The sequence below is a fragment of the Gracilimonas sp. genome, assembly GCF_014762685.1.
Classification (GTDB): domain Bacteria; phylum Bacteroidota; class Rhodothermia; order Balneolales; family Balneolaceae; genus Gracilimonas.
Genome location: NZ_JABURM010000005.1, coordinates 1,481,772 through 1,505,077, shown reverse-complemented (window position 1 = coordinate 1,505,077; position 23,306 = coordinate 1,481,772). Strand labels below are relative to the sequence as shown.

Genomic DNA, 23,306 nt, shown 5'->3' with positions numbered 1-23,306 from the left:
AAGCCCCGAACATAACTTATGTGAGGGGCTTTTTTATTTTTAACCGGTCAATAATTATTGGTAATCTTCTGCGTATTATTGATTAATGAATACCAGCAAGTACATACCTGTTTTACTATTTAGTTTGTTGCTTTCTTCGTCCTCTGTTGCGATGGTGACTGTAAACACAGTTTACCCTGATGCAGAGATTCAACCGATAGAAGAGCATCATTCAGATAAGACTACACACGATCTTTTATTTGCAATTCATCATCAAAGTGAACAAGCTCTTCATAATTCAAATACCAACTCGTTACAAAGCTCTGAAAATGTAACAGAACAAGAAACTTACGGAAGATATACTTCAGAGAAGTACCATAGCTGGAAAGCTTCCGTATATCTTGCCAGTTTAAGAATTACGGAGATAAGCTTAACGGTTAAAAAGAGGATTTTTCCTTTTCATTTTTACCTCTGACCTATCCATTATTGAAATAATTTCCCTGAATCTTTTCCGGGAGATTATTCATCTACTCCAAACAAAGCATACCTCTTATTATTTTAAAGAAAATGACGGGTATGCTATATCAACCCTAAATTTTTATAACAATGGATACCGATCTAACCACAATTATTGTATCGTTATTGGCGATTTTATGCTTTGCCATACCAATTGGATACGATCAATTTAAAAACAAGTCAAAGAAGAACGAAGGTAAAACAGAATAGTTCTGCCTGATGCAAAAAAACCTCACATCTTTAAAAAGCTGTGAGGTTTTTTAATAACCATAAATTGTGAAAGTGCTTTGATGTCTTAAAACATTAAGGAACCTGAACTGTATTCATGATCTTGGTGACGATATCTTCCGGGGTTATATCCTCGGCTTCAGCCTCAAAAGTAGGAATGATACGGTGACGCAACACATCCATTGCAATAGTACGTACATCTTCCGGTGTAACGTATGCCCGATGCTCCATAAAGGCCTGGGCCCGGGAAGCAAGGTTTAGGTTGATAGTGGCGCGCGGAGAAGCTCCAAAACTAATCAGGTCTTCCAGTTCATCTAAGTTGTAATTTTTTGGCTTCCGGGTAGCAAATACCAGATCCACGATATATTGCTCCACTTTCTCATCCATATAAATCTCATTGATAGTTTGACGTGCTTCCAGGATTGTCTTAGGATCAACAACTTTATTCAGCGCTTCTTTTTTCCCTGTTTTTGCCTGCATGCGCATGATCTGCATTTCTTCTTTCTCGGTAGGATAATCAATTTTTAGTTTGAGCATAAATCGATCTACCTGTGCCTCAGGAAGTGGATATGTTCCTTCTTGTTCCACCGGATTTTGCGTAGCTAACACAAGAAAGGGTTCTTCAAGTTTAAATGTGTTTTCTCCGATGGTAACCTGTTTCTCCTGCATAGCCTCAAGCAAAGCACTTTGGACTTTAGCCGGTGAACGGTTTATTTCGTCCGCTAAAATGATATTTGCAAAAATTGGCCCCTTCTTAACTAAAAATTCTGCCTCTTTCTGATTATAAATGAGAGTACCGATCAAGTCAGCGGGGAGCAAGTCAGGAGTAAACTGAATGCGTTGAAATGCTGTATTCAAGACCTGGGCAAGGCTTGAAACCGTGAGCGTCTTAGCTAGCCCCGGAACTCCTTCAAGTAAAACATGTCCATTGGTCAATAATCCAACCAAAAGCCGGTCAATCATATAACGCTGACCAATTATTACTTTGTCTAACTCCTTTCTAATGTCCTCAATAAATGCGCTGTCTTTTTGGATTTTCTCGCTCAGCACTTCCATGTCAATTGCGTATTCGCTCATTATTTTAAATTCTTTTTTAGTATTAGCTGATGATATGATTATTTTCTTGGCTTCAAAAAGTGAACAAATATAATAAATGGACGTTTTACAATCTTTTTTATTAGGAATCATTCAAGGACTAACTGAATTTCTCCCTATTAGCAGTTCAGGACACCTCGTACTTGGAAAGCAAATTTTAGGGGTAGAAGTAGAAACAGGCATTACTTTTGAGGTGATTGTCCATTTTGGAACCCTCTGCAGTATTCTCATTTACTACCGTAAAATTATTTGGGACTTGCTGGTTTCTGCATTTGGCTTTTTAAAAAGTCCTTCTGCTCGAAAAGAAGATCCGAAAGTTAAATTGATCGGTTTTATTTTTGTAAGCATGATTCCCGCCATGATCGTCGGTTTCACGTTGAAAGATCAAGTAGAAGCTATTTTTTCGGATCCTTTAGTGGTATCTGTTATGTTGCTGGTAACCGGCCTTATTCTTTTTACGACCCGATTTATTGGGAATACTACGAAAGATGTAAATTTATCCAACAGTTTTCTCATAGGAGTTGCGCAGTCTTTTGCCATGATCCCGGGTATAAGTCGCTCCGGTTCTACAATTTCAGCGGCACTTTGGATGGGCGTGAAAAGGGAAGAAGCCGCGAATTTTTCTTTTCTGATGCTAATCCCCGTAATAGCGGGAGCTATGCTTCTGGAAGTAAAAGAATTAGTGGAAATAGGGGTTTCTGACGCAGCGCTTACTAATCTCGTTATTGGATTTCTGGCAGCCTTTATTTCAGGCTACTATGCTCTCAAATACTTAATTATTATCCTTAAGAGAAAAGGATTCCATTACTTTGCCTACTATTGTTGGTTGATTGGCGGGATAGGGCTGGTATATTATTTGATATAACTTTTTCAAGCTCGTGAAGAAAAATTCAATAAATAATAAAAATAGCACAGCTGGTTCTTGAAGGCGGAAACAAATATGGCTACCTTTGTCGCTCACAAAACAAATTATCTATGATTGTTTATTTATTCATCATGTTAGCAGTGTTAGCCATAGGGTCGGCCTTGGCTATGGTTATAAACAAAAACGTAGTAAACAGCGCCTTGTTCCTTGTACTGAATATGGTTTCGCTGGCCGGAATATTTCTAATATTAAATGCTCAGTTTTTAGCAGTAATACAAATTCTGGTTTATGCCGGGGCCATCATGGTACTTTTCCTGTTCGTAATCATGTTGCTGAATGTGGAAGACGAAGAACAGTTATTTGATAAATTCAGAGTGAAATATTTTCTGATTTTCTTTTTGGCTGTAGGCGTAATAGGGCAGATTTTTTACAGCCTCGCAGGTGTGGCAGACTTCCTTCCCGCAATTTCAGAAGAAATGGTGGCTATCGGTACGGTAGAAGCTGTCGGTGATGTGTTATTTACGGAATACCTGCTGCCATTTGAGATGACCGGAATCCTGCTAACGGCTGCCGTTGTGGGAGCATTAATGATTGCTCAGCATAAAATTAAAAGAATAGAAGAGATTTAATTATGATAGGAATCGATTGGTTTTTAGGGCTCAGTGCTATCATGTTTACCATTGGAATTGTGGGGGTTTTAATTCGCCGCAACGCCATTGTAATTTTTATGTGTGTTGAGCTAATGTTGAATGCAGTGAATTTATCACTGGTTTCTTTCGCCAGTTTTCACGGGAATATTGACGGAATTATTTTAGTATTTTTTGCCCTTGCAGTTGCCGCAGCAGAAGCTGTGGTTGGCCTGGCTATTATCATAGCCATTTTTAGAAATAACCTGACAGTGGATGTAAGTAAGATTAATTTACTGCGCTGGTAAGGATATTTTAAACCGTATTTTATTAGATTCAAGCCTTTCTGAAATTCAGAAAGGCTTTTTTTATAGTAATTATTTGGTTTGGTATTATTACTTTTCAAAAAACTCATAAATGATAGTCCTATGCTAAATAGAATATTTATACTGGCTATAACGGTTAGTTTGCTTACTGGTTGTAACTCCTCTGAGAAGCTTTTACAGAAGGGGCAATATGATAGAGCCATTGACAAAGCGGTGGAAAAGCTTCGTAAGAAACCTAACGATGATCAAGAGTTGTATGTACTCAAAGAAGCATATACAAAGGCAAACAGCTTTGATATGGACCAAATAGAATTTCTTGAAAAGGAAGGCAGAGAAGAAAATTATGTAAAGATTTTTCTTTTATACGAAAGATTGGATAATCGACAAGATCGAATAAAAACACTCCCTAGTTCATTAATGAGTGAGTTTACCATTATCGATTATGATGAGCAGCTTATCGAGTCTAAATCACAAGCAGCAGAGATTTCTTATGAGAAAGGGCTGCAATATTTAGAACTGGGCGGGAGAGAAAATGCCCGAAGGGCTTATTATGAATTTGAACGAGTGAAGAGTATTTATTCAGATTATAGGGAAGTAAACCAAATGCTTCGGGAAGCGGAGTATTTGGGAACTAATCAGGTTCTTTTTGTTATCGAAAATAATTCTGAGGTTGTTTTACCGGCGCGGTTTGAATCGGAATTAATGAAAATTGGACTCAGCGACTTAAATAATAACTGGATTAAATACAGTGTTTATGAAGATGAGGATCAAAAATATGATTATTTCATTGTACTGAACATAAATGATATAAATGTAACACCTGAAAGGATAGAGAAAGAGAAAATTACCGAAGAGAAGGAAGTACAGGATGGTACGAAATACGTGCTTGATGAAAGGGGAAATGTGAAAAAAGATTCTCTCGGTAATGATATAAGGGAACCGAACTATATAACGGTTTCAGCTGAAATATCTAAGGTAAGACAGGTTAAAGAAGCAATAGTAGGCGGTACGCTGGATTATATTGATCTCAGAACTGATCAGTTAGTGAAAACGGAAAATATTGGCGTTACAGCACTTTTTGAACATATGTCGGCATCTTATACCGGAGATGAGCGGGCACTGTCGAAAGAATCAAAAGATATGGTGAATTCCGAGATGGCCCCTTTCCCGAACAATGAACTGATGTTGTTAGATGCGGCTAATTTGCTTAAGGAACACGCAAAAGAAATAATGTATAGAAACCGTAGATTATTGAGTTCTGCTTATTAGCATCACTCATACTTCGGAAAGAGGTTTTAAAACATATATCCTGCAGTGAAGTAAACTCCATAGCCTTCGTCTGAAAATCCAATATCTCCGCGAAAGATAAAGTTTTCGTTAAAAAAAGAGCTGTTGCCTCCAAATCCAAAGCTATATTTGGGGTTTTTAAATATATTTTTAAAAGCAGTGCCATTTGAAAAGGTATTTCCTATGTCGGCGAAAAGTGTTCCTCCAATCCGAACATCATATGCTGGAAATTCCAAAAACCAGGTCCTCAATTCACTGTTAAGAAAAAGAGCATTATCATCCCTGAATCTATTTTCAGGGTAACCCCTCATGGTTGCTTCGCCACCTATTTCGGCCAGCTGCCAGTAGGGTAATGTCCCTGATGTATGTGTGAAGGAAATTCGGTTGGCAAAAGTAACTTTCTTTATTAAGGTAAAAGAGGTATAGGCCCGCCCCTCACTTTCAAACTTTAAGTAATTCGCTGAGCTCCCGATCAACATTTGACTGATTTTTATTCCTGCTTTCGCATAAGTTCCTCGGGTAGGGGCAAATTCATTGTCACGGTTTTCCCAAATCAACCCGGTTCCTAAAGCCGCCGTTCTGATTCCGTTGATACCCAAAGGCGTATCTTCTGAAATGAATCGGCCTGTATTATTACCAAATGGAGTTCGGTAATCGAAATTAGCTGTGCCATATGCATCAAGCTGTGAATTTTCTGTGTTTATCATTAACAGCGGTTTCCGTAAGATAAATTCTAATCCGGTTGAAAACGATTTGTAGTAATAATAATCAGGTTCACCCGTCAGTTTTGCATAATTTCCGATTCCGTAATATTGATTTTGGAGAAAGCGGGAGATATAAAAATCTGAAGTCAGCCGCAGTTGTGAATCAAAAATTTTGGGTTTATCAATGAAGACAGAAGAAGAAAGAAGCCCTTTGGTGGAGGCAATGGCATTGACGATAAGATAGGACTGAAAGGGGTGCTCATTTTTTTTAAAGTGATACCGGCTCATTATTCCACCGCCAACTAAACCAAGGTCAGAATTATATGCCAGGGCGGGAAGAAAGGCATATTCAATAGATTCAGCAATGATGCTGTCCGGAGGGATTGTGTCAGGAATTTGGGCTTGTGCAAAGGGACTGAACAGAGTAGTCCCGAAAATCAAAAGTATGAAAAAGGGTGAAAGGCCGTGAGAAGTTATTTTCAAGAATTTTGAAATCGTATTATAAGATTTTGGCTGATTATCATCAGCGGATAATCTATTCAATCCTGTTGACAGTTTTAGAAAAATAATGGCGTGATTTAAGAATAACCGTCTACTAAATAAAATCTGGCCAAGTTATTTTCTTAAAACAGTACAAATAAAATGGCCACTAAAAATCCAAATAAAATAAAGGCCAGGGCCGCACTCATAGATGCAGTAAAACCGTCAGATTTCACTTCTCTGCCTTCCATGACAAACGAAGGTAACAAATGTCTCATTGGGTTTTTAGAAAGCCCTGAAAGCTTTCCTGCTAGTTTAAGTGTTATATCTTCCGCCACACCAAACAAGTTGTTTGGGAGGTCAACGAAAACATATCGTACAGCAACGGCCGGCCGGCGATAAAACCAGTCGGTGTCCAGGGAAATGGTGGAAGAAACGTTGAGATGCTTTTTTAAGAACCAGAATCCTGCAAATGCTAATACGAGGATCTGTGTCATTTCCACGAAATTATAAATGGAAAATGGCTGGAAGTCAGTAGCATAAGGAAGCTGAATGTAAAGCAATTGCGGAGCCACACCAAAAAGGATGCAGAAAAAGGCGCCAATACCCATGGCTACTTTCATATTTGTCGGGATGGAGGATACTTCAAATTCAGTTTTCTTTTCAGTGAACCAAGTGAAGTAAGGGAGTTTAAGTCCGGTATGAAGGAACGTTCCAATGGTTGCGATCAGCAATAGCAGAATTGGCCATTCCAGGTGAGCATCTCCAAGCGCTCCTGAGATCATGGTTTTACTGACAAAACCGTTCAGGAATGGCATTCCTGAAATGGATAAAGCTCCGACCATATAAAGCCCGATGATCAATGGCATCTTTTTAGCAAACCCACCCAGTTCACTCAATTTACTGGTTCCGGTGGCGTAAATAACAGCTCCGGCCGCCATGAATAGCAGGGACTTATAAATAATATGATTGAAAGCGTGAGCCGTTGCTCCATTTAAGGCTAATTCGGATCCAATTCCTATTGCCGTTACCATATATCCAATCTGACTGATTATACTGTAAGCCAGAATTATACGTATGTCGTTGGCGAGTAATGCATAAATAGTTCCGTAAATGGCCATGATCACTCCAACCCAAATCAGAATTTCCCAGCCGGGAAATAAGCGAATCATCACGTAAACGGCCGATTTGGTAGTAAGTGCACACATGAATACTGCACCGGTAATAGTGGCTTTTGGATAAGCATCTGCCAGCCATGCGTGGAGCGGAGGAACGGCTGTATTTAAAGCCACGCCCAATAACATAAAAATATTGGCGGCAGAGTAAGCGGGTTCAATGCTTTCGATATATAAGGAACCACCGCTGCTGAGGTGTAATAAAATACCCGTGAACAGTAATCCCCCGCCAAAGATGTGAACCAATAAATAACGCATACCCGCTTTAGCTGATTCTTCGTTTTCTCTGGCCCAAATCAGGTAAGAAGAAGCCGCAGCCATAATTTCCCAAAAAATAAACAGGGTGAAGAAATCTCCGGAAAAAGTTACTCCTAAAGCTCCGCCGGCATAAGCCAAGGCTGAGCTTTGTTGTCCAAGATCTTTAATATGGAACGCATATACGCCGCCAATGACAGTAATCAGTGCAAAAATAATCCCGAAAATCCGGCTCAGTCCATCAACAGACAGAAGTTCTAATTCATAACTGGCAAAAGATACTTGAAGAAGATTTCCTTCCGGCATTGTCCAAACCATAGCCAAAGCGAGCAACGGGAAAGTGATGAAAGCGGTACTTCTGATACGCTCCGGTAACAGTGGGAGCACAAAAGCTCCTAAGATCAAAATAATAGCTGGGACAGAAAGAAGCTCAAGCATCATAATAGTCTTCGTCACTTAAGATGAAAAATTTACCTAATCCTTTGGAAATAAAAATCAAAGCTGCGCATCCAAGTCCTCCCCAAAGGGCATAAAATGCAGGGATATGATTCCACCAGTGGGAAGCATAATCTGAAAGATAGGTGAATTCCAGGATCAAGCTCGCAATAAGTAAGATGCCAAGTACTATCCAGTGCCAGTTTTTCATAATTACAATGGATTAAAAATTGTGGATGCTACCGAAGTGGCCATATCAAAAAAGTTGAAGAACAGATCAGGATTCAATCCAAATAAAATGGAAAGGATCGCGGTACTGAATAACGGAACTACCATAAATGGTGAGGCTTCTGTATGGCCTTCCAGCTCAGGACCTCCTTTCCGGAAATAGGCACGGTGAATGATGGGGAAGAAATAGCCCACGTTCAATAATCCACTGATCACTAATATGATCACAGGAATCATCATTCCGCCTTCGAGTGCTCCGGTGGCGAGATACCATTTACTTACAAATCCGTTTACGGGTGGAATTCCGGCTAGCCCCATAGAACCAATCGTAAATGCAGCCATGGTCCAGGGCATCACTTTTGCAATACCGTTCAGGTCACTGATATCCGATTTGTGCAAGTTCACCATAATGGCTCCCGCACAGAAGAACAGCGTAATCTTCATGGTGGCATGAAAGGAAATATGCATGATACTTCCAATCAGTCCGGTTTCAGTAAGAAGAGCAACTCCCAATACAATGTAGGAGAGATGTCCTACTGTAGAGTATGCCAATCGCCGCTTTAAATTGTCTTGTGCGAAGGCGAGGAGGGAAGCTACAATTACAGTAATTCCCGCCAGTACCATCAAAATTTCGTTGAGGCCGAATTCAGCCATTACCTCGGGACCAAAGATAAACCCAACTACACGGATCACTCCAAACACACCTGATTTTACCACGGCTACGGCGTGAAGTAATGCACTGACAGGGGTTGGAGCCGCCATCGCGGATGGAAGCCAGCTATGCAAAGGCATAATACCGGCCTTCACCCCAACACCTCCGAGGAACAGGATGAAAATAGTCACTGCCATGGTCTGGGAAAGCTCAACGCCTTCAAAGATACCTCCGGCCTGAAAATCAAGTGTTCCTGTGAGGGAATAGGTAATTCCGGCAGCTGCGATCAAAAGAAGTCCGGCAGTCAAAGTGTAGGTCAAATACTTGCGGCCGGCTGCAATTCCTTTTTTGGTTTCGCTGTGAATTACGAGCGGATAAGTGGCCAGTGTCAACATCTCGTAAAAGATGATGAAGGTCAGTAGGTTGCCGGAAAAGGCGATACCAATCGTGGAACTCAAACATATGGCAAAACTGGCAAAGTAGCGGGTCTGTTTTTCCTCATGGTGACCGCGCATGTAGCCGATAGAATAGAAAGAAGTAAAGATCCAGAGTCCTGAGGCAATGAGCGCAAAAAATACTCCAAAGGTATCCGCTTTGAGTACTAGCGGGAGATTTGGGGCAATTTCAATAAGTTCCAGTTCAATGGTGTTTCCCTGAAGAGCTGAGGGTAATAATGTGAGTACCAACAGGAATTTGATCACACCAGCCAGGATAGTCCAGAACTCGCGGAGATTCGGTTTCTTCGAACTCAGCAAGATGAATGGCACCGCAGCCAGCGATACAAGAACAGCTAATAAAGGGATGTAGGTAAGCTCCATTGCGTTTATTTATCTATTTAAAATCCTGCCGGAAACATGGTGAAAATTATATTTACGATATAGACGTTGAAGATTCCAACGATCAAAAGGCCAAGCCCCAGTACAGCCATTGGAAACATCATACTAAAGCTCACTTCATTGTTTTGGGGTGAAGCGGATTCGAGATCTTCGGTTGGTTCTGTTTCGGGATTGTTCAGATAAACTTTTTCTAAAATCCGGAAGAAATACACGGCATTCAGCAGTGAACTGATCAGAATGATTGCTAATAAAATCCAGTTGCTGTTGTCAATGGTTCCAAGAGCGAGATACCACTTACTAAAGAACCCTGCGAGCGGGGGAAGGCCTACCATTGAAATTGCCGCCGTCGTAAAAGCAGCCATCGTCCAGGGATATTTTTTGCGATAGCTGTTGTCAAATTTCGTAATGAGTGAATGACCTTCTTTCAGCCTCAGGCTTCCGGAAACAAGGAAGAGCAAGGCCTTCATCATGGCGTGATTTAGAATGTGCAGTACCGCACCTATAAAACCAAAGGGATTTGCCAGGCTAATCCCCATGATGATGTATCCGATCTGGGAAACCGAGCTATAGGCCAACATCTTCTTCAACTCGCTTTGAGCAATGGCCATAATGGAACCGTAGAGAATTCCAATTCCTGCAAAAGTGCCGATGATGGCAGTAATTGGTAACTCAGCATCAATTAATTCAACCCCAAAAAGGAACAGCACAATTCGTAATAAAATATAGGCTGCTACTTTGGTGCCGATTGGGGCAATGAGTGCTGATGAAGTAGAGGAAGCAAAAGTGTATGAATCAGGTAACCATCCATGAAGCGGGAATAATGCAGCTTTTACTCCTACGCCAACCACCATCAAAATTAGGGCTGCGATTACCGAGGAATGTCCGATTACCTGCGGCAACATGGCATGCATATCAATGATGTTGAGCGTGCCGGTTACGGTGTATAAAAAGCCAACACCCAGTAAGTAGAGCGAACCGCCCACGGTTCCAATGATCAAATATCGGAATGCGGAGTAAGGTGCTCGTTTTTCTCCAATCGCAATCAAAGCGTAACTGGAGAGGGATGAAATTTCAAGGAATACGTAGAGATTAAAGAGGTCACCGGTGAGTACCATTCCGTTGAAACCAAGCATCAAAAGCATGGAAACGGTGTAATAGGCCATCTTCTTTCCGGGGAATTCTACCTTACTGATTTCCCTGGAATGAATGAGGACCAAAAAGGCAATGGTGTTAATTACAAGAACGATGAATGCGGCTAAGCCATCATATACAAATTCGATTCCGACCGGAGGCATCCACCCGCCAAAAAAGTAACGAATGGTTTCACCGGTTTGGATGAGATGGATTAATCCCCAGGCTGAGAAAACAGTAGCGATACCGGTTCCAAGCAAACTCAGATGCCAGGTGATCTCACGTTTCCAAAGTCCGATTACGGGAATCAGAATCGCAAAAAGGATATATGTAACGGGTATTAACGCCGGTATTTCGGATCCGATCATTGAATCTTATCTAAAAGTTCTTCTTCGTTGAGGGTGCCGTATCGGTTGTAAATATTGATCAGCAGAGCAAAAGCTACTCCCAGTGTTGCCACCCCAACTACTATAGCGGTGAGCATAAGGGTGTGCGGTAGCGCGTTCATATAATTTGCTACTTCGCTTACAGGAAGGCCGTCAGCTTTGACCGGTACAGTGGCTCCATCTTTCATAGCAACGGAAACAAAAAATAAAATGACTCCGGCCTGGAAAATGGAGAGTCCGATGGTTTTTTTAACCAGGTTTTTCTTAAGAAGCATCCCATATAACCCAATAGCCAGTAAAATAATGGTAAACCAATAAGCGTAATGCCCTAAAAAGAAATCAAGCATAGTCTTCTCCTTTTACCATGTTGTCATAAATCAGTACTAAAACGGTCATTACAGTAAGCCCAATTCCCAGTTCAACAATTAATATTCCCCAATAGCGTAGGTCTGCAGCTTCAAGGCCTGGAATGGGGAGCTGCTCGTAATCGAGGAAATAACCGCCTGTGAAAATAGCGGTGAGTCCGGTTCCAAAATATATGAGTACTCCAAGTGCTGCATAAGGGGTGGCTAAGTAATCTTTAAACTGAAGGCTGGCAATTTCCGTCCCGCTTGCAATACGGATTAGCAGAAGTGAAGCAGCTAGCAGTGTACCTCCCTGAAATCCACCACCGGGAGAATAGTGTCCGTGAAAAATCACATAAAACCCGAAGACCATGATGTACGGGCTTAAAAAGCGGGAACCTAATAAAATGATAGGGCTTTGTTCTTTATTCGTCATCGCCTTCTCCTCGTTTTCTGAGCAGTAAAAAGCAGATAAGCCCGGCTGTAAATATCACAATTTGTTCACCTAAGGTATCAATGCTACGATAATCACCTAAAATAACGGTTACAATGTTGGGCGTATGCGCATCATTATAGGCTTCCTGTATATAGTAGTTGCCCGGGACTTCGGTGCCGGTCATGCTCACTTCCTGGTTCATTTGGTTATCGGGATTTCCACGATACGGCAAATCCGATGCAGCAAAAAGCAGCACGAGGGTAAACGCTATGATTAAAAGCAATTTCAGATACTTCAATCTTCTGTTTTATATGTGGTTTGATAAATTGCTACGATTAATAAAATTCCGGTTACTCCGGCTCCGACAACAGCTTCAGTAAATCCCACATCTACCGCTCCCATTGTGGTGAATAGTAAGGCCATCAAAAAACTAAAAGCCGTGAGCATAACTACTGCAATGAGCAGGTCGTTAGCCTCCAGTGCGATGTAGGCAGTAATCAGTAAAAAGATGAATAATATGAGTTCAAGTTCCCAGTACATCAGCGTTGGTTTTGATCTTTCTTGTTATTGGGAAACAGGGGCTTGAGTCCTGAATTGTAAGCCGCTCGGGCCAGTGCGTGAGCTCCAACAGGGTTAGCAAGCAAAATGAATAATAGAATCAGAAACAATTTCCCGCTGTTTATTGTCAATCCTTCAAAAATTATAAGCCCTATAATTACGAGCATCATTCCCAGCGTGTCACTTTTACTGGTAGCGTGAGTACGTGAATAAAAATCAGGAAGCCGAATGATGCCCACGCTTCCAATGAGAAGGAAGAAAATTCCTGCTATAACAAAAATGATGGTAAATATGGAAGTGAAATCAATCATCAAACCGGACATTTACATTTTCAGATGAAAAATATTTGGCAATAGTCAGAGACCCAATGAATCCAAGGATAGCATAAGCCAGGGTGATATCGATAAACATGTCAATACGGCCAAATACATATCCAATCAGGCAAATAAGTACAATGGTTTTGGTAGCGATGGCATTGGTGCCAACCAATCGATCAAATACCGTTGGCCCTTTTATCACGCGATAGGCCGGAACAGCGATAATGGCCGTTAAAATTACGGCGCTATATAAAAAGAAGGAATCCATTATAATTCCTCCGTGTTTTCTAATACTTCAAAATCTGAGACCACGGGATAAAGTTCGTTTGTAAATAACTTGAGCACCTGTTGTGGCATTCGATCACTCGCAATTCCCTCAAAAGAAACGGGAGAAATAGCATGGACAATAAACTCATCACCCTGAATATCAACTGTAAGTGTTCCGGGAGTTAAAGTGATGGAGTTCCCCAAGATCATTTTACAGTGGGGGTTGGGATAATTCACCTTAAAGCGGACGATGGAAGTTTTGATGGGAAGTGATGGGCTGAGCAATATTTTTGCTACGTGAATTCCTGAAATTACAATTTGCAGCATTAGCCAAAGAAAGTAATAAGGAACCTGCAAGAACCGCATTTCTTTGAGGACATCAGTTTCATCTTCATAAAAAGAATAAACCTTAAGGCGATGATTGATCGCCATAACAAAGCCAACACTTAGCACGCCCATGATGCTGTGAGTTAGATCAAAAAAACCACTCATGATATACCAAAACCCCATCAGGCTAATAAAAGATACAATCAGGCTTTGAGCAGATAATGACTTCAAAATTTAGCTGTATTAAATTTTTCAGGATAAATTTTTTTAATGGCTTCAAACATACAAATTCTGGGAATTACCCGAAATCAAAATCGGGGAAATCTGAAGTCTTTATATATAGGGTTGCAAAAACACAATAGCATGAAATATTTAAAATGTTTTTTTGCAGGTTGCCCGGGTTTATAAGCCAACAAATGAGCTGAGAAAATAACAGCTTCGGGGTGTATAAAAAAATGGATTGAGTCAAGTTTTGAGGAATCGGGTTTAAATGTTGTAAATGGCAGATGTTCAAGGTCCGGGTAAAATAATTTATCATTCGCCAGCGGCATTCCTTTTGATGAGTATTCCGTGTCGGTTGTTTGATATTTATAAAACATCTTGTGTACCCGGGTGTTTTTACGGCAATCTTAAACCAATTCTAAATTCCTCAAAATTCACTTAAATCTGCCTTTACCTTCCTGAAGTTTTTTGTATCTTTGCCATCCATTTCGGAGCCGTGCTCAGTCGCGGTTGCATTATTGTAATTAATCAAAGTTTAATAAATGGAATCCGCTACGGCGCTGTTTACACTCATTATTGCTCTTCCATTAGCCGGCTTTTTGATCAACGGGATCATCGGGCTATTCGCAGAGAACTATAGAAATAAGAAGCAATTAATTGGTTTCATAGCTAATGTAGCCGTTTTTATTCCCTTTCTGATTGCGGTCTATTTCTTCTTTAACATTAATGCTGATTCTGAAGCGGTAGTATATAAGCTCTTTACGTGGATGGAGGCGGGAAGCTTCAGCGTGGATATTGCTTACCGGCTCGATCAGCTGTCCATATTAATGACCCTGGTTGTTACCGGTGTTGGTTTTTTGATCCACCTGTATTCCATGGGGTATATGGCAGATGATGAAGGGTATTGGAAGTTCTTTGCTTACCTGAACCTCTTCATATTTGCAATGCTGAACTTGGTTCTGGGTAACAACCTTTTGCTGTTATTCCTTGGATGGGAAGGAGTTGGGGTTTGTTCTTATTTATTGATCGGGTTTTGGTATACCGACATGGCTAAATCGGATGCTGCCAAAAAAGCTTTTATTTATAATCGTATCGGTGACTTTGCTTTTTTAATTGCGATGTTCATGGTTTTCCAAACGGTAGGTAGTCTGAGTTTTGATGCTATTTTTGGTAATCTAGGTGCTTTTTCTGAAGGATATATTTTTACGATTGGGTTATTGATGTTTATTGGGGCCACCGGTAAATCGGCTCAGATTCCATTATTTGTCTGGTTGCCTGATGCCATGGCCGGCCCAACACCGGTTTCTGCATTGATTCACGCTGCTACCATGGTAACATCAGGGATTTATTTGATCTCCAGAATGTCGCCTATGTTTGTGCTGTCTCCGGAAGTGATGTTGATTGTTGCTGTAATTGGAGCACTTACTGCAATTGTCGCGGCAACTATTGCCATAACGCAAAATGATATTAAAGGAGTACTCGCATATTCGACGGTTTCTCAGCTGGGTTATATGTTCCTTGCGTTGGGAGCCGGGGGGTTTACCGCAGCGATGTTCCATGTGGTAACACATGCGTTTTTTAAGGCTTGCTTGTTTCTTGGTTCCGGTTCTGTAATCCATGCCATGCACCATGTTGAGCATGAACTGGAGCATGAAGGAAAAGAGGTGCATTTTGATCCTCAGGATATGAGGAATATGGGTGGGCTTAGAAAATATATGCCGTCAACCTATAAAACTTTCTTGATATCAACCATTGCCATTGCAGGGATTCCACCGTTGGCAGGTTTCTTCTCTAAAGATGAAGTGCTTGCCATGACGGCCAATGCCGGAGCAGGAGAGTTTGGACAATATATGTATATGGCACTTTGGGTAGTTGGTATTATAACCGCTTTCCTCACTGCCTTTTATATGTTCCGCCTCACACTTACCACGTTCCACGGAGAATTTAAACTTGGCCAAAGATTTAAAGAAGCTCTTGGCGCTGAGAAATATTTGCATGAGAGTCCCGCTACTATGACAATTCCGTTATGGACTTTAGCCGGGCTTGCAACTGTGGGCGGTTTTATGGGTGTCCCGAATTTCATTGTGGAAACCTTCACCCACGAAGAAGCTCATATCAATTTATTGCATAACTGGTTGTATAACGTAACAGCTGATTATGAACTCACGCTTTCCCATGGAATTGAATGGGCGCTGATGTCGGCTTCCATCGTAATTGCGATTGCGGGTGTGTTTACAGCATTCAAGATGTACAACAACAATAATCAGCTTGAGTCTGATGCCAAGCTGGCTGACAGATTCGGCGGCTTGTATCAGACCTGGAAAGATAAGTACAACCTTGATGAGGTATATGAAGGTTTGATTTCCGATCCCCTGGTGAAGTTTTCCGACAAAGTACTTGCTGTGTTCGACATGAAAGTAGTGGATGGTTTTGTTAACGCTACGGCCGGAACCGTTCGCTTATTTGGCAGCTTGTTCCGCTATGTTCAAACCGGGGTTGTTTCAAGTTACGCGCTGGCCTTTGTAATCGGCGTGATTGTAATACTCTATTTAATGGTAATGTAATTGTCACAAATCAGTTGATGGAAACACTTTTAAATATCGTCATTTATTTACCACTGTTAGGTATTCCTCTGATCCTGTTGATCAAGAATGAAAACTCCAGAAAGTGGATTGCTCTTTTAGTGACCAGCATTACATTTTTAGCGTCATTGCCGCTGATGTTTGGTTTTGATGTCGCGGCTTCAGGAACTCCTCAGTACCTGACTGAAGGCGGCAGGTTGATGGAATCAATTGATATCAAATATTTGGTGGGCTTAGATGGACTGAGCTTACTACTCTTTATGTTAACCACCTTCATGGGGCCGATCGTCATTCTGTCTTCCTGGAATTCGGTAACCAAACATTTGGCGGGCTATCTGAGCATGTTACTGTTGCTTCAAACTGCTTCATTAGGAGTTTTTGCTTCTCTTGATCTGATGGTTTTCTACGTATTTTTTGAGCTTTCTTTAATACCCATGTACTTCCTGATTGGAATTTGGGGCGGAGCCGGACGTATTCAGGCAACGGTTAAGTTTTTCATTTATACGCTGGTTGGCTCACTGATTATGTTGGTTGGATTAATTTACCTTGGCTATGATGCGGGATATGCCATGGGAGAGGGGGTTGCCTTTACGACTGACTGGAGATTTTTGTCCAGTGATATTTACCAAATTGGATTGGTTGAGCAAACCTATCTGTTTTTAGCTTTTGCACTCGCGTTTTGTATTAAAGTGCCTTTATTTCCATTTCATACCTGGTTGCCATATGCTCATACCGAAGCTCCAACTGCCGGTTCGGTAGTACTTGCGGCCATTATGCTGAAAATGGGTACTTATGGTTTGATTCGTGTTTGTCTGCCAATATTTCCAAATGCTTTTATGGAATTTGCTCCATGGATGGCGACTCTTGCCGTGATCGGAATTATTTATGGGGCGTTAGTTGCTATGGTTCAGAAAGACGTTAAGAAGTTGGTTGCTTACTCATCGGTAAGTCACCTTGGTTTTGTTGTTCTTGGAATTTTTGCATTAAATACCGTTGCAGTACAGGGAGCTATTATCCAAATGATTAACCACGGCCTCTCAACCGGCGCACTATTCCTTATTGTCGGAATGCTTTATGACCGCAGACATACCCGAATGATCAAAGACTTTGGCGGTATTGCCAAGAAGATTCCGGTTTTTACAGTAATGTTTATGATAGCTACCTTTGCTTCTATCGGGCTCCCCGGACTTAATGGGTTTGTAGGAGAATTTTTAATATTGAATGGTACATTTTTCTCAGAGCTATACAGTAATAAGACCTTTGCTGTACTTGGAGCAACCGGTGTTATTTTAGCCGCAGTCTATATGTTATGGATGTTCCAGCGCGTAATGTTCGGCCCGATTACAAATGAAGAGAATGAAAAATTGATTGACCTGAACGGGCGGGAAATCGGATTGTTAATTCCAATGGTAATCTTCATGTTTTGGATTGGAATTCATCCAGTAGATTTCACTAAGTATTCTGAAGCCCAGGTTACTGAATTAATTGAGGCATCTGAAACAAAAAGTGTAGCTGTTTTAGAGCAATCTAAGATGGAAGACCTTCCAAACTGGACTGCAAGATTTTATGAAGTAGATCAAGTTGAATCTCAAATAGTCACTAAGTAAAATGGCACAACCACTTTCAGAACAGGATATTCGCGATGCTTTGAATTCCTTAGAAGGGTGGGAATTCGAGGGTAATAAGATCAAAAAAGAATTTTCATTTAATGATTTCAGCGAAGCTCTCGGATTTATAGTCCGGGTGGGAATAGAAGCTGAAAAACAGGTTCACCATCCTGAATTATTCAATGTCTATAACACCGTGAAAATTCAGTTAAGTACACACGATGCCGGGGATAAAGTCACTCAAAAAGACATTGAACTGGCTCAAGCAATTGAAAGCATTTTATAAATATAGCAAATGGATTATTTAGGCGATATACAAGCTTTTTTACCCGGAGTCATCACAGCCGTAGCCGGTTTGGTAGTAATTATTGTGGAAGCTTTTAAAAAAGAAAGCCCCCTCAATTTTTGGATTACAACCGTAGCATTAGTAGCTGCTCTTTTTGTGAGCCTTCAGTCTCTTGGAACCACAATTGATACTGCTTTTTCCGGCATGTTAGTTTATGGCGGTCCGGTAGCTTTCGGGAATATGGTAATTTTAACCGGTGCCGTGTTCTGTGTTTTTATCTCTGAAGATTACTTGCGGGGAATAGGCCATTATTATGGAGAGACCTACGCACTGATGCTGTTTGCGACCTCCGGTATGTTGGCTTTAGCCGGCTCAAATGACTTGATTACTTTGTTTGTAGGTTTGGAAACCATGTCTATTTGTTTATATGTAATGGCCGGGTTGATCAAGGATGAAAAATCGGGTGCCGAATCAGCATTAAAGTATTTTTTACTGGGCGCATTTTCGACCGGATTTCTATTGTACGGAATGGCACTGCTTTACGGAGCAACAGGAACAACCAGTATTCCTGAAATTGGAGCCGCAGCAAGTACCAATCCATTATTCTTAGCCGGTACGGCCTTGTTACTGGTGGGATTTTTATTCAAGATATCTGCTGTTCCTTTTCATATGTGGACCCCGGATGTATATCAGGGAACTCCGACTACGCTTACCGCATATATGGCAACAGCGTCAAAGGCAGGTACATTTATAGCATTTATCCTGGTGCTATCCAGAGCTTTACCCATTATTGAAGGACTCAACTGGCAGTTGGTATTAAGTGTCATTGCAATTATAACTATGGTGTTTGGAAACATCATAGCATTGGTTCAGGATAATGTGAAACGTATGCTGGCATATTCGAGTATTGCTCATGCCGGTTATGCTTTAGTAGGTCTGGCAGCGGGCACTTTTGAAGGGTACAGTGCTGTATTGTTTTATTTATTTGCATATACCTTGATGAATGTAGGTGCTTTTGGGGTGATAGCTTACTATGAAAGGAACAAAGGTTTAGATTTCAATCAGGTTCAAAACCTGGCGGGATTAGGATATAAAGAACCACTGATGGGAATTTCATTATCTGTATTTTTATTCTCCCTGGCAGGCATCCCCCCGTTAGTTGGTTTCGTAGGTAAATATTATGTATTTGCTGCAGCCATTAATGCTGAGATGATTGGACTTGCTATAGTTGGTGTGCTTGCTAGTGCAGCAAGTGTTTACTACTACTTGCGGGTTATGGTATATCTATATTTCCGGGAGGAGCATCAGCCCATTCAGCTTTTTTCACCGACTCTACTTTACCGTGGAACTATAGCCATTCTTGCTATTCTGACTCTTTATTATGGTGTAGAACCATTGCTTCCGGGTGAAGGGCTAATGGATATTCTGAATACATTTGGCGGATATACAACTCCAGCAATGTAAGATCCATTTACCAATTTATTACTCAGCTAAAAGAATCATTTCTTAAAGGTTGGAATAGACACCAAAAAAAGCTTATCTTTGGTTCTTCTGTTGCTCGGCAAAGTGCCAGAGTGACTGCTTTCATCTCGGAAAGCACCCAAAGAAAACTTTATATAAAATGAGCAAGAACTATTACGAGTTTACCTATATCATAAATCCTGTTCTCGAAGAGGATAAATTCAAAGAAACCGTCGATAAGGTAACAAAGCTAATCGAAAAACACGGCGGGGAAATTGATGAAGTTGATGAGTGGGGCTTACGTCAATTTGCATATAACATCAACAAAAAAGGCAGCGGATATTATGTGAATATGTATTTCACAGCGGATGCTGAAGCTATTGCTCCAATTGAGCGGCAGTTACGTATTGATGATGACATCCTGCGCTATCTGACTTTAAAATATGATGCCAAGATGTTGCGTCATCGTGAACTTCAAAAGAAAAACGAAATCCCTGATGTCTTTGCGATAGAAGATGAAGACGAAGAAACTGAAGACGACGATTAATTAAGCAGAATCCTCACTAAAAGAAATTGAATTATGATTAAGAATCCATCACACCCGAAAAAAAACCAGCGCAAGGTAAAGCAATGTAAGTTTACCCGTGCCGGTCTTGAATATATTGATTACAAAGATGTTGACACCCTTCAGCGCTTTACTAACGATCAGGGAAAAATTCTCCCTCGTCGTGTGACCGGTACCAGTGCAAAACATCAGCGACAGCTAACAACGGCAGTTAAGCGCGCCCGTTTCCTGGCCCTTATGCCATATGTAGCTGAAAATCTCCGATAAAATTAAGACGACAGAATTATGAAAATCATTCTTAGAGAAGACGTAGAAAAAGTAGGACAATCCGGTGAAGTAGTTGATGTTAAAGACGGCTTTGGCAGAAATTACCTGATTCCGCAAGGCAAAGCTGTTATGGCTACCAAAGGAGCAATCCATGAACTAGAGCGACTCAAAAAAGAAGCCGCTCGTCAAGCAGAATTTACTGTTAAGGAAGCCAAAGAATTAGCACAATTATTGGAAGCTACTTCGCTAACCATCCCGGTAACTACTGGAGAAGAAGACAAAATTCACGGAACCGTTACCAATGCTGATATTGCTAAAGCATTAGAGGAGCGTGAAATTATGGTGGATAAAAAAGACATCACTTTGGATCAGGAAGTAAAAGCTCTTGGTGAATATACTGCCACCGTAAATTTAGTTGGTGATTTGAATCCACAAGTAAAATTCTGGGTTGTAAAAGACGAATAATTACTTTCTAATTCCGGACTCTTATAATAATTTCGGGTAGACTAAGTTAGAATCCGTAAGATTAATAACCGGTATGCTCTCTTTATATTAGGAGAAAATAGTTTAACTCGATGAAATTAGAATTAATGAAATCATTTCACACCTTTTTAATGGGGATCATCTTTCTGATGTTATCCCCATTTTTTGTTCAGGCACAAATTCCAGACCCTGTAAAATTCAGTATTTCTGAATCTCCGGATTCGGTATTGGCCGGTGAAGTTTTTGAAATTGAAATTGAAGCTTCAATTGAAGGAAACTGGCATCTTTATTCTATTTTGAATGACGAAGATGCAGGGCCATTTCCTACTGAATTTTCTCCCAAATCAAATAATTTTGTATTTGCCGGAGAAGTGGTTGAATCAGAAGCTGATATTGAATTCGATCCCAATTTTGAAGCTGAGTTAGGCTGGCACAGCAGCTTTGCGAAATTCACGATTCCCGTAGCTGTTAAAACCAATTTGACAGGCAAACAAACTCTGGATATAGAAGTGTATTATCAGGTTTGTGATGACCGGGTCTGTTTGCCGCCAAAGACAAAGTCAATCATTGCCGGAGTTACTGTAACAGGTGTATCTGAAAACCCTGTTAGCCAATCAGTTTCTGATGGAAGCGAGGAAGATCTTTCCGGGAGCGAAGGTGAAATTAAACGTTCAGTTTTGGGAGGGGACGGGGTGTTTTCTTTTATATGGATCGCTATTCTGGCCGGATTTGCAGCACTTTTGACTCCCTGTGTGTTTCCAATGATTCCGCTTACTGTTTCTTATTTTTCAAAACAAGAAGATAATGGTAAAGGTGTTGGTAAAGCTTTTCTGTTTGGTTTAGGTATCGTTATTACGTTTACATTACTGGGTGTTTTATTAGCCGCTGTTTTTGGAGTATCCGGAGCACAGAATTTTGCATCCAATCCCTGGGTAAATTTATTTATCGCATTTGTATTGGTAGCTTTTGCTTTCAGTTTGCTAGGGATGTATGAATTGCAGCTTCCACATCAACTTACTAATTGGCTGAACCGGAAAAGTAATCAAAGTTCGGGCATTGCAGGAATTGTATTTATGTCGCTAACAATCAGTGCCGTTTCCTTTTCTTGTACCGCTCCATTTGTTGGCGGGGTGTTTGCCGCAACCACCGGTGGGGAATGGTTCTACCCAATTATTGGGATGATTGGGTTTTCAGCTGCATTTGCCAGTCCGTTCGTGATATTGGCTATTTTCCCAAAATGGATGGAGTCACTTCCCAAAAGCGGTTCATGGATGAATGTGGTGAAAGTTCTGCTTGGATTTATTGAGCTGGCAGCCGCATTCAAGTTTCTATCCAATGCCGACCTTGTTTGGGAATGGGGAATGATTTCCAGGCCAATGACCATTGCGGCATGGATCGCCATTTTCTTACTAACCGGTTTATATTTGTTAGGAACGTATTCTCTAAAACATGAGAGTAAGCCTGAAAGCATTACTACCGGAAGGATGCTGCTAGCCATTCCTTTTCTTTTATTCAGTTTTTATTTAATACCAGGATTACTAGGGTCTTCACTCGGAATTTGGGATGCTTTTCTACCCCCGAAGCAGGCTACAGATGTGAGTTTAGTAGCCTCTATTGGAACTACCCCCGGATCAGGAGCCGCTACCAGTGCGGATGAGGGGTGGTCGGATGATTATGAAGCTTCCCGTGAAGTAGCTCTGCAAGACGGTAAACCTGTTTTTATTGATTTCACCGGTTATACCTGTACCAATTGCAGAGCTATGGAATCAAACGTATTTCCATTGGAAGAAGTCGTATCCAGGTTTGACCAGATGGTGCTCGTAAAATTATATACGGATGGAGGCCCCGATGGCCCTGAAAATCAAATGTTTCAGTTTGAGCTCACCGGCAATGTTGCCCTTCCCACTTATGCCATCGTTGATCCCGAAACGGGAAGAGTAATTGAACAAAGTTTGGGATACAGCAAGGCAGATAATTTCGTAGCCTTTTTAGATAAAGGATTGCAGAAATTTAATTCCAACTGATGATTTAGGATGGTTGTTCTTAGCTTTTTTGAACAAATCCTTTAGCCTCAAATACAATCACTCAGATCTTATATTTTAGTGAGAACTATCAATCCAGCTTCTGGATTTAATTGATGCTTTTGAGGGTATTTATCTCTCTGTTGAATAACAAGTTGAATTTAGCGTGTGGTCAGCAAACATATTTTTTTGGTTGCTTAATACTGTTGCCGGATGGGGGATTACTTCGGTAAACTTTTAATATTGAATTAAGAAATGTGATAAAATGTTGTATGCTATATACTATGGTGATAGTTATGATATAAATATTTTGATTAAGATAGCTAAAATGAAGAACTTATTGCGAGCAAGTGCAAAGT

At 40.8% G+C, this 23,306-nt stretch carries 26 protein-coding genes; 13 read left to right on the top strand and 13 right to left on the bottom strand.

The genetic code is table 11. The annotated features are described in order from the left end of the window. Positions 1-85 precede the first annotated feature (85 nt). Positions 86-454 (top strand): hypothetical protein, encoded by a 369-nt coding sequence (locus HUJ22_RS06880; protein ID WP_290875580.1) that lies wholly within the window; start codon positions 86-88, stop codon positions 452-454. A gap of 344 nt (positions 455-798) precedes the next feature. Here HUJ22_RS06880 and HUJ22_RS06875 read toward each other — a convergent pair whose 3' ends face one another. Continuing rightward, a complete protein-coding gene (locus HUJ22_RS06875; RefSeq protein WP_290875578.1) occupies positions 799-1,800 on the bottom strand; it encodes a MoxR family ATPase in 1,002 nt (333 codons plus the stop codon). Positions 1,801-1,876: 76 nt separating this feature from the next. Here HUJ22_RS06875 and HUJ22_RS06870 point away from each other — a divergent pair, with 76 nt between their 5' ends. The 4 genes from HUJ22_RS06870 to HUJ22_RS06855 all read left to right on the top strand — a co-directional run bounded on the left by HUJ22_RS06870 (position 1,877) and on the right by HUJ22_RS06855 (position 4,904). Then, positions 1,877-2,683 (top strand): undecaprenyl-diphosphate phosphatase, encoded by an 807-nt coding sequence (locus tag HUJ22_RS06870; RefSeq protein ID WP_290875576.1) that lies wholly within the window; start codon positions 1,877-1,879, stop codon positions 2,681-2,683. 110 nt (positions 2,684-2,793) lie between these two features. Continuing rightward, complete coding sequence (locus HUJ22_RS06865) at positions 2,794-3,312, top strand: NADH-quinone oxidoreductase subunit J (protein ID WP_290875574.1); 519 nt, start codon at positions 2,794-2,796, stop codon at positions 3,310-3,312. 2 nt (positions 3,313-3,314) lie between these two features. Next, complete coding sequence (gene nuoK / locus HUJ22_RS06860; protein WP_290875572.1) at positions 3,315-3,617, top strand: NADH-quinone oxidoreductase subunit NuoK; 303 nt, start codon at positions 3,315-3,317, stop codon at positions 3,615-3,617. Between the two features lie 120 nt (positions 3,618-3,737). After that, entirely contained in the window at positions 3,738-4,904 is a 1,167-nt protein-coding gene (locus tag HUJ22_RS06855; protein ID WP_290875570.1) for a hypothetical protein, read from the top strand. A 26-nt stretch (positions 4,905-4,930) separates the two neighbouring features. Here the strand turns inward: HUJ22_RS06855 and HUJ22_RS06850 are convergent, their stop codons facing one another. From HUJ22_RS06850 to HUJ22_RS06795, 12 genes are all read right to left on the bottom strand, one after another. After that, on the bottom strand, positions 4,931-6,169 hold the full coding sequence (locus HUJ22_RS06850; protein ID WP_290875568.1) for a BamA/TamA family outer membrane protein: 1,239 nt from the start codon (positions 6,167-6,169) through the stop codon (positions 4,931-4,933). Positions 6,170-6,249: 80 nt separating this feature from the next. Further along, positions 6,250-7,977, bottom strand: a complete 1,728-nt coding sequence (locus HUJ22_RS06845; RefSeq protein ID WP_290875565.1) for a Na(+)/H(+) antiporter subunit D — start codon at positions 7,975-7,977, stop codon at positions 6,250-6,252. Further along, positions 7,967-8,182, bottom strand: a complete 216-nt coding sequence (locus tag HUJ22_RS06840) for a hypothetical protein (protein WP_290875563.1) — start codon at positions 8,180-8,182, stop codon at positions 7,967-7,969. The genes HUJ22_RS06845 and HUJ22_RS06840 overlap by 11 nt, the downstream gene beginning before the upstream one ends. 2 nt (positions 8,183-8,184) lie before the next feature. Further along, positions 8,185-9,669: a monovalent cation/H+ antiporter subunit D family protein gene (locus tag HUJ22_RS06835; RefSeq protein ID WP_290875561.1), complete on the bottom strand. Its 1,485-nt coding sequence runs from the start codon at positions 9,667-9,669 to the stop codon at positions 8,185-8,187. Between the two features lie 17 nt (positions 9,670-9,686). After that, positions 9,687-11,186 (bottom strand): complex I subunit 5 family protein, encoded by a 1,500-nt coding sequence (locus HUJ22_RS06830; RefSeq protein WP_290875559.1) that lies wholly within the window; start codon positions 11,184-11,186, stop codon positions 9,687-9,689. After that, positions 11,183-11,551, bottom strand: a complete 369-nt coding sequence (locus HUJ22_RS06825; RefSeq protein WP_290875557.1) for a cation:proton antiporter subunit C — start codon at positions 11,549-11,551, stop codon at positions 11,183-11,185. Before HUJ22_RS06825 ends, HUJ22_RS06830 begins: the two co-directional genes overlap by 4 nt. Next, positions 11,544-11,984: an MnhB domain-containing protein gene (locus HUJ22_RS06820; RefSeq protein WP_290875555.1), complete on the bottom strand. Its 441-nt coding sequence runs from the start codon at positions 11,982-11,984 to the stop codon at positions 11,544-11,546. Before HUJ22_RS06820 ends, HUJ22_RS06825 begins: the two co-directional genes overlap by 8 nt. Then, entirely contained in the window at positions 11,974-12,282 is a 309-nt protein-coding gene (gene mbhE, locus HUJ22_RS06815; RefSeq protein ID WP_290875553.1) for a hydrogen gas-evolving membrane-bound hydrogenase subunit E, read from the bottom strand. Before mbhE ends, HUJ22_RS06820 begins: the two co-directional genes overlap by 11 nt. Next, positions 12,279-12,524 (bottom strand): hydrogenase subunit MbhD domain-containing protein, encoded by a 246-nt coding sequence (locus HUJ22_RS06810; protein ID WP_290875551.1) that lies wholly within the window; start codon positions 12,522-12,524, stop codon positions 12,279-12,281. The genes mbhE and HUJ22_RS06810 overlap by 4 nt, the downstream gene beginning before the upstream one ends. After that, positions 12,524-12,853, bottom strand: a complete 330-nt coding sequence (gene mnhG, locus HUJ22_RS06805; protein ID WP_290875549.1) for a monovalent cation/H(+) antiporter subunit G — start codon at positions 12,851-12,853, stop codon at positions 12,524-12,526. The genes HUJ22_RS06810 and mnhG overlap by 1 nt, the downstream gene beginning before the upstream one ends. Next, positions 12,846-13,127 carry a monovalent cation/H+ antiporter complex subunit F gene (locus tag HUJ22_RS06800; protein WP_290875547.1) on the bottom strand — a complete coding sequence of 94 codons (282 nt, stop codon included), beginning with the start codon at positions 13,125-13,127 and terminating at the stop codon, positions 12,846-12,848. The genes mnhG and HUJ22_RS06800 overlap by 8 nt, the downstream gene beginning before the upstream one ends. Beyond that, positions 13,127-13,684 (bottom strand): Na+/H+ antiporter subunit E, encoded by a 558-nt coding sequence (locus HUJ22_RS06795; protein ID WP_290875545.1) that lies wholly within the window; start codon positions 13,682-13,684, stop codon positions 13,127-13,129. The genes HUJ22_RS06800 and HUJ22_RS06795 overlap by 1 nt, the downstream gene beginning before the upstream one ends. A gap of 533 nt (positions 13,685-14,217) precedes the next feature. Between HUJ22_RS06795 and nuoL the strand changes: the two genes are divergently transcribed. From nuoL to HUJ22_RS06755, 8 genes are all read left to right on the top strand, one after another. After that, entirely contained in the window at positions 14,218-16,239 is a 2,022-nt protein-coding gene (gene nuoL, locus HUJ22_RS06790) for an NADH-quinone oxidoreductase subunit L (RefSeq protein ID WP_290875543.1), read from the top strand. Between the two features lie 17 nt (positions 16,240-16,256). Then, the gene (locus tag HUJ22_RS06785) at positions 16,257-17,864 is read left to right on the top strand and encodes an NADH-quinone oxidoreductase subunit M (RefSeq protein WP_290875541.1); all 1,608 of its coding nucleotides are present in this window, start codon (positions 16,257-16,259) and stop codon (positions 17,862-17,864) included. A 1-nt stretch (position 17,865) separates the two neighbouring features. Beyond that, positions 17,866-18,150, top strand: a complete 285-nt coding sequence (locus tag HUJ22_RS06780; protein WP_290875539.1) for a 4a-hydroxytetrahydrobiopterin dehydratase — start codon at positions 17,866-17,868, stop codon at positions 18,148-18,150. 9 nt (positions 18,151-18,159) lie between these two features. After that, the gene (locus HUJ22_RS06775) at positions 18,160-19,614 is read left to right on the top strand and encodes an NADH-quinone oxidoreductase subunit N (RefSeq protein ID WP_290875537.1); all 1,455 of its coding nucleotides are present in this window, start codon (positions 18,160-18,162) and stop codon (positions 19,612-19,614) included. Positions 19,615-19,771: 157 nt separating this feature from the next. Continuing rightward, positions 19,772-20,158 (top strand): 30S ribosomal protein S6, encoded by a 387-nt coding sequence (gene rpsF / locus HUJ22_RS06770; RefSeq protein ID WP_290875535.1) that lies wholly within the window; start codon positions 19,772-19,774, stop codon positions 20,156-20,158. 33 nt (positions 20,159-20,191) lie between these two features. Continuing rightward, the gene (gene rpsR / locus HUJ22_RS06765; protein WP_290875533.1) at positions 20,192-20,443 is read left to right on the top strand and encodes a 30S ribosomal protein S18; all 252 of its coding nucleotides are present in this window, start codon (positions 20,192-20,194) and stop codon (positions 20,441-20,443) included. Between the two features lie 18 nt (positions 20,444-20,461). Then, positions 20,462-20,908 (top strand): 50S ribosomal protein L9, encoded by a 447-nt coding sequence (rplI, locus tag HUJ22_RS06760; RefSeq protein WP_290875531.1) that lies wholly within the window; start codon positions 20,462-20,464, stop codon positions 20,906-20,908. 110 nt (positions 20,909-21,018) lie between these two features. Next, the gene (locus HUJ22_RS06755; RefSeq protein WP_290875529.1) at positions 21,019-22,950 is read left to right on the top strand and encodes a cytochrome c biogenesis protein CcdA; all 1,932 of its coding nucleotides are present in this window, start codon (positions 21,019-21,021) and stop codon (positions 22,948-22,950) included. Positions 22,951-23,306: the final 356 nt, after the last annotated feature.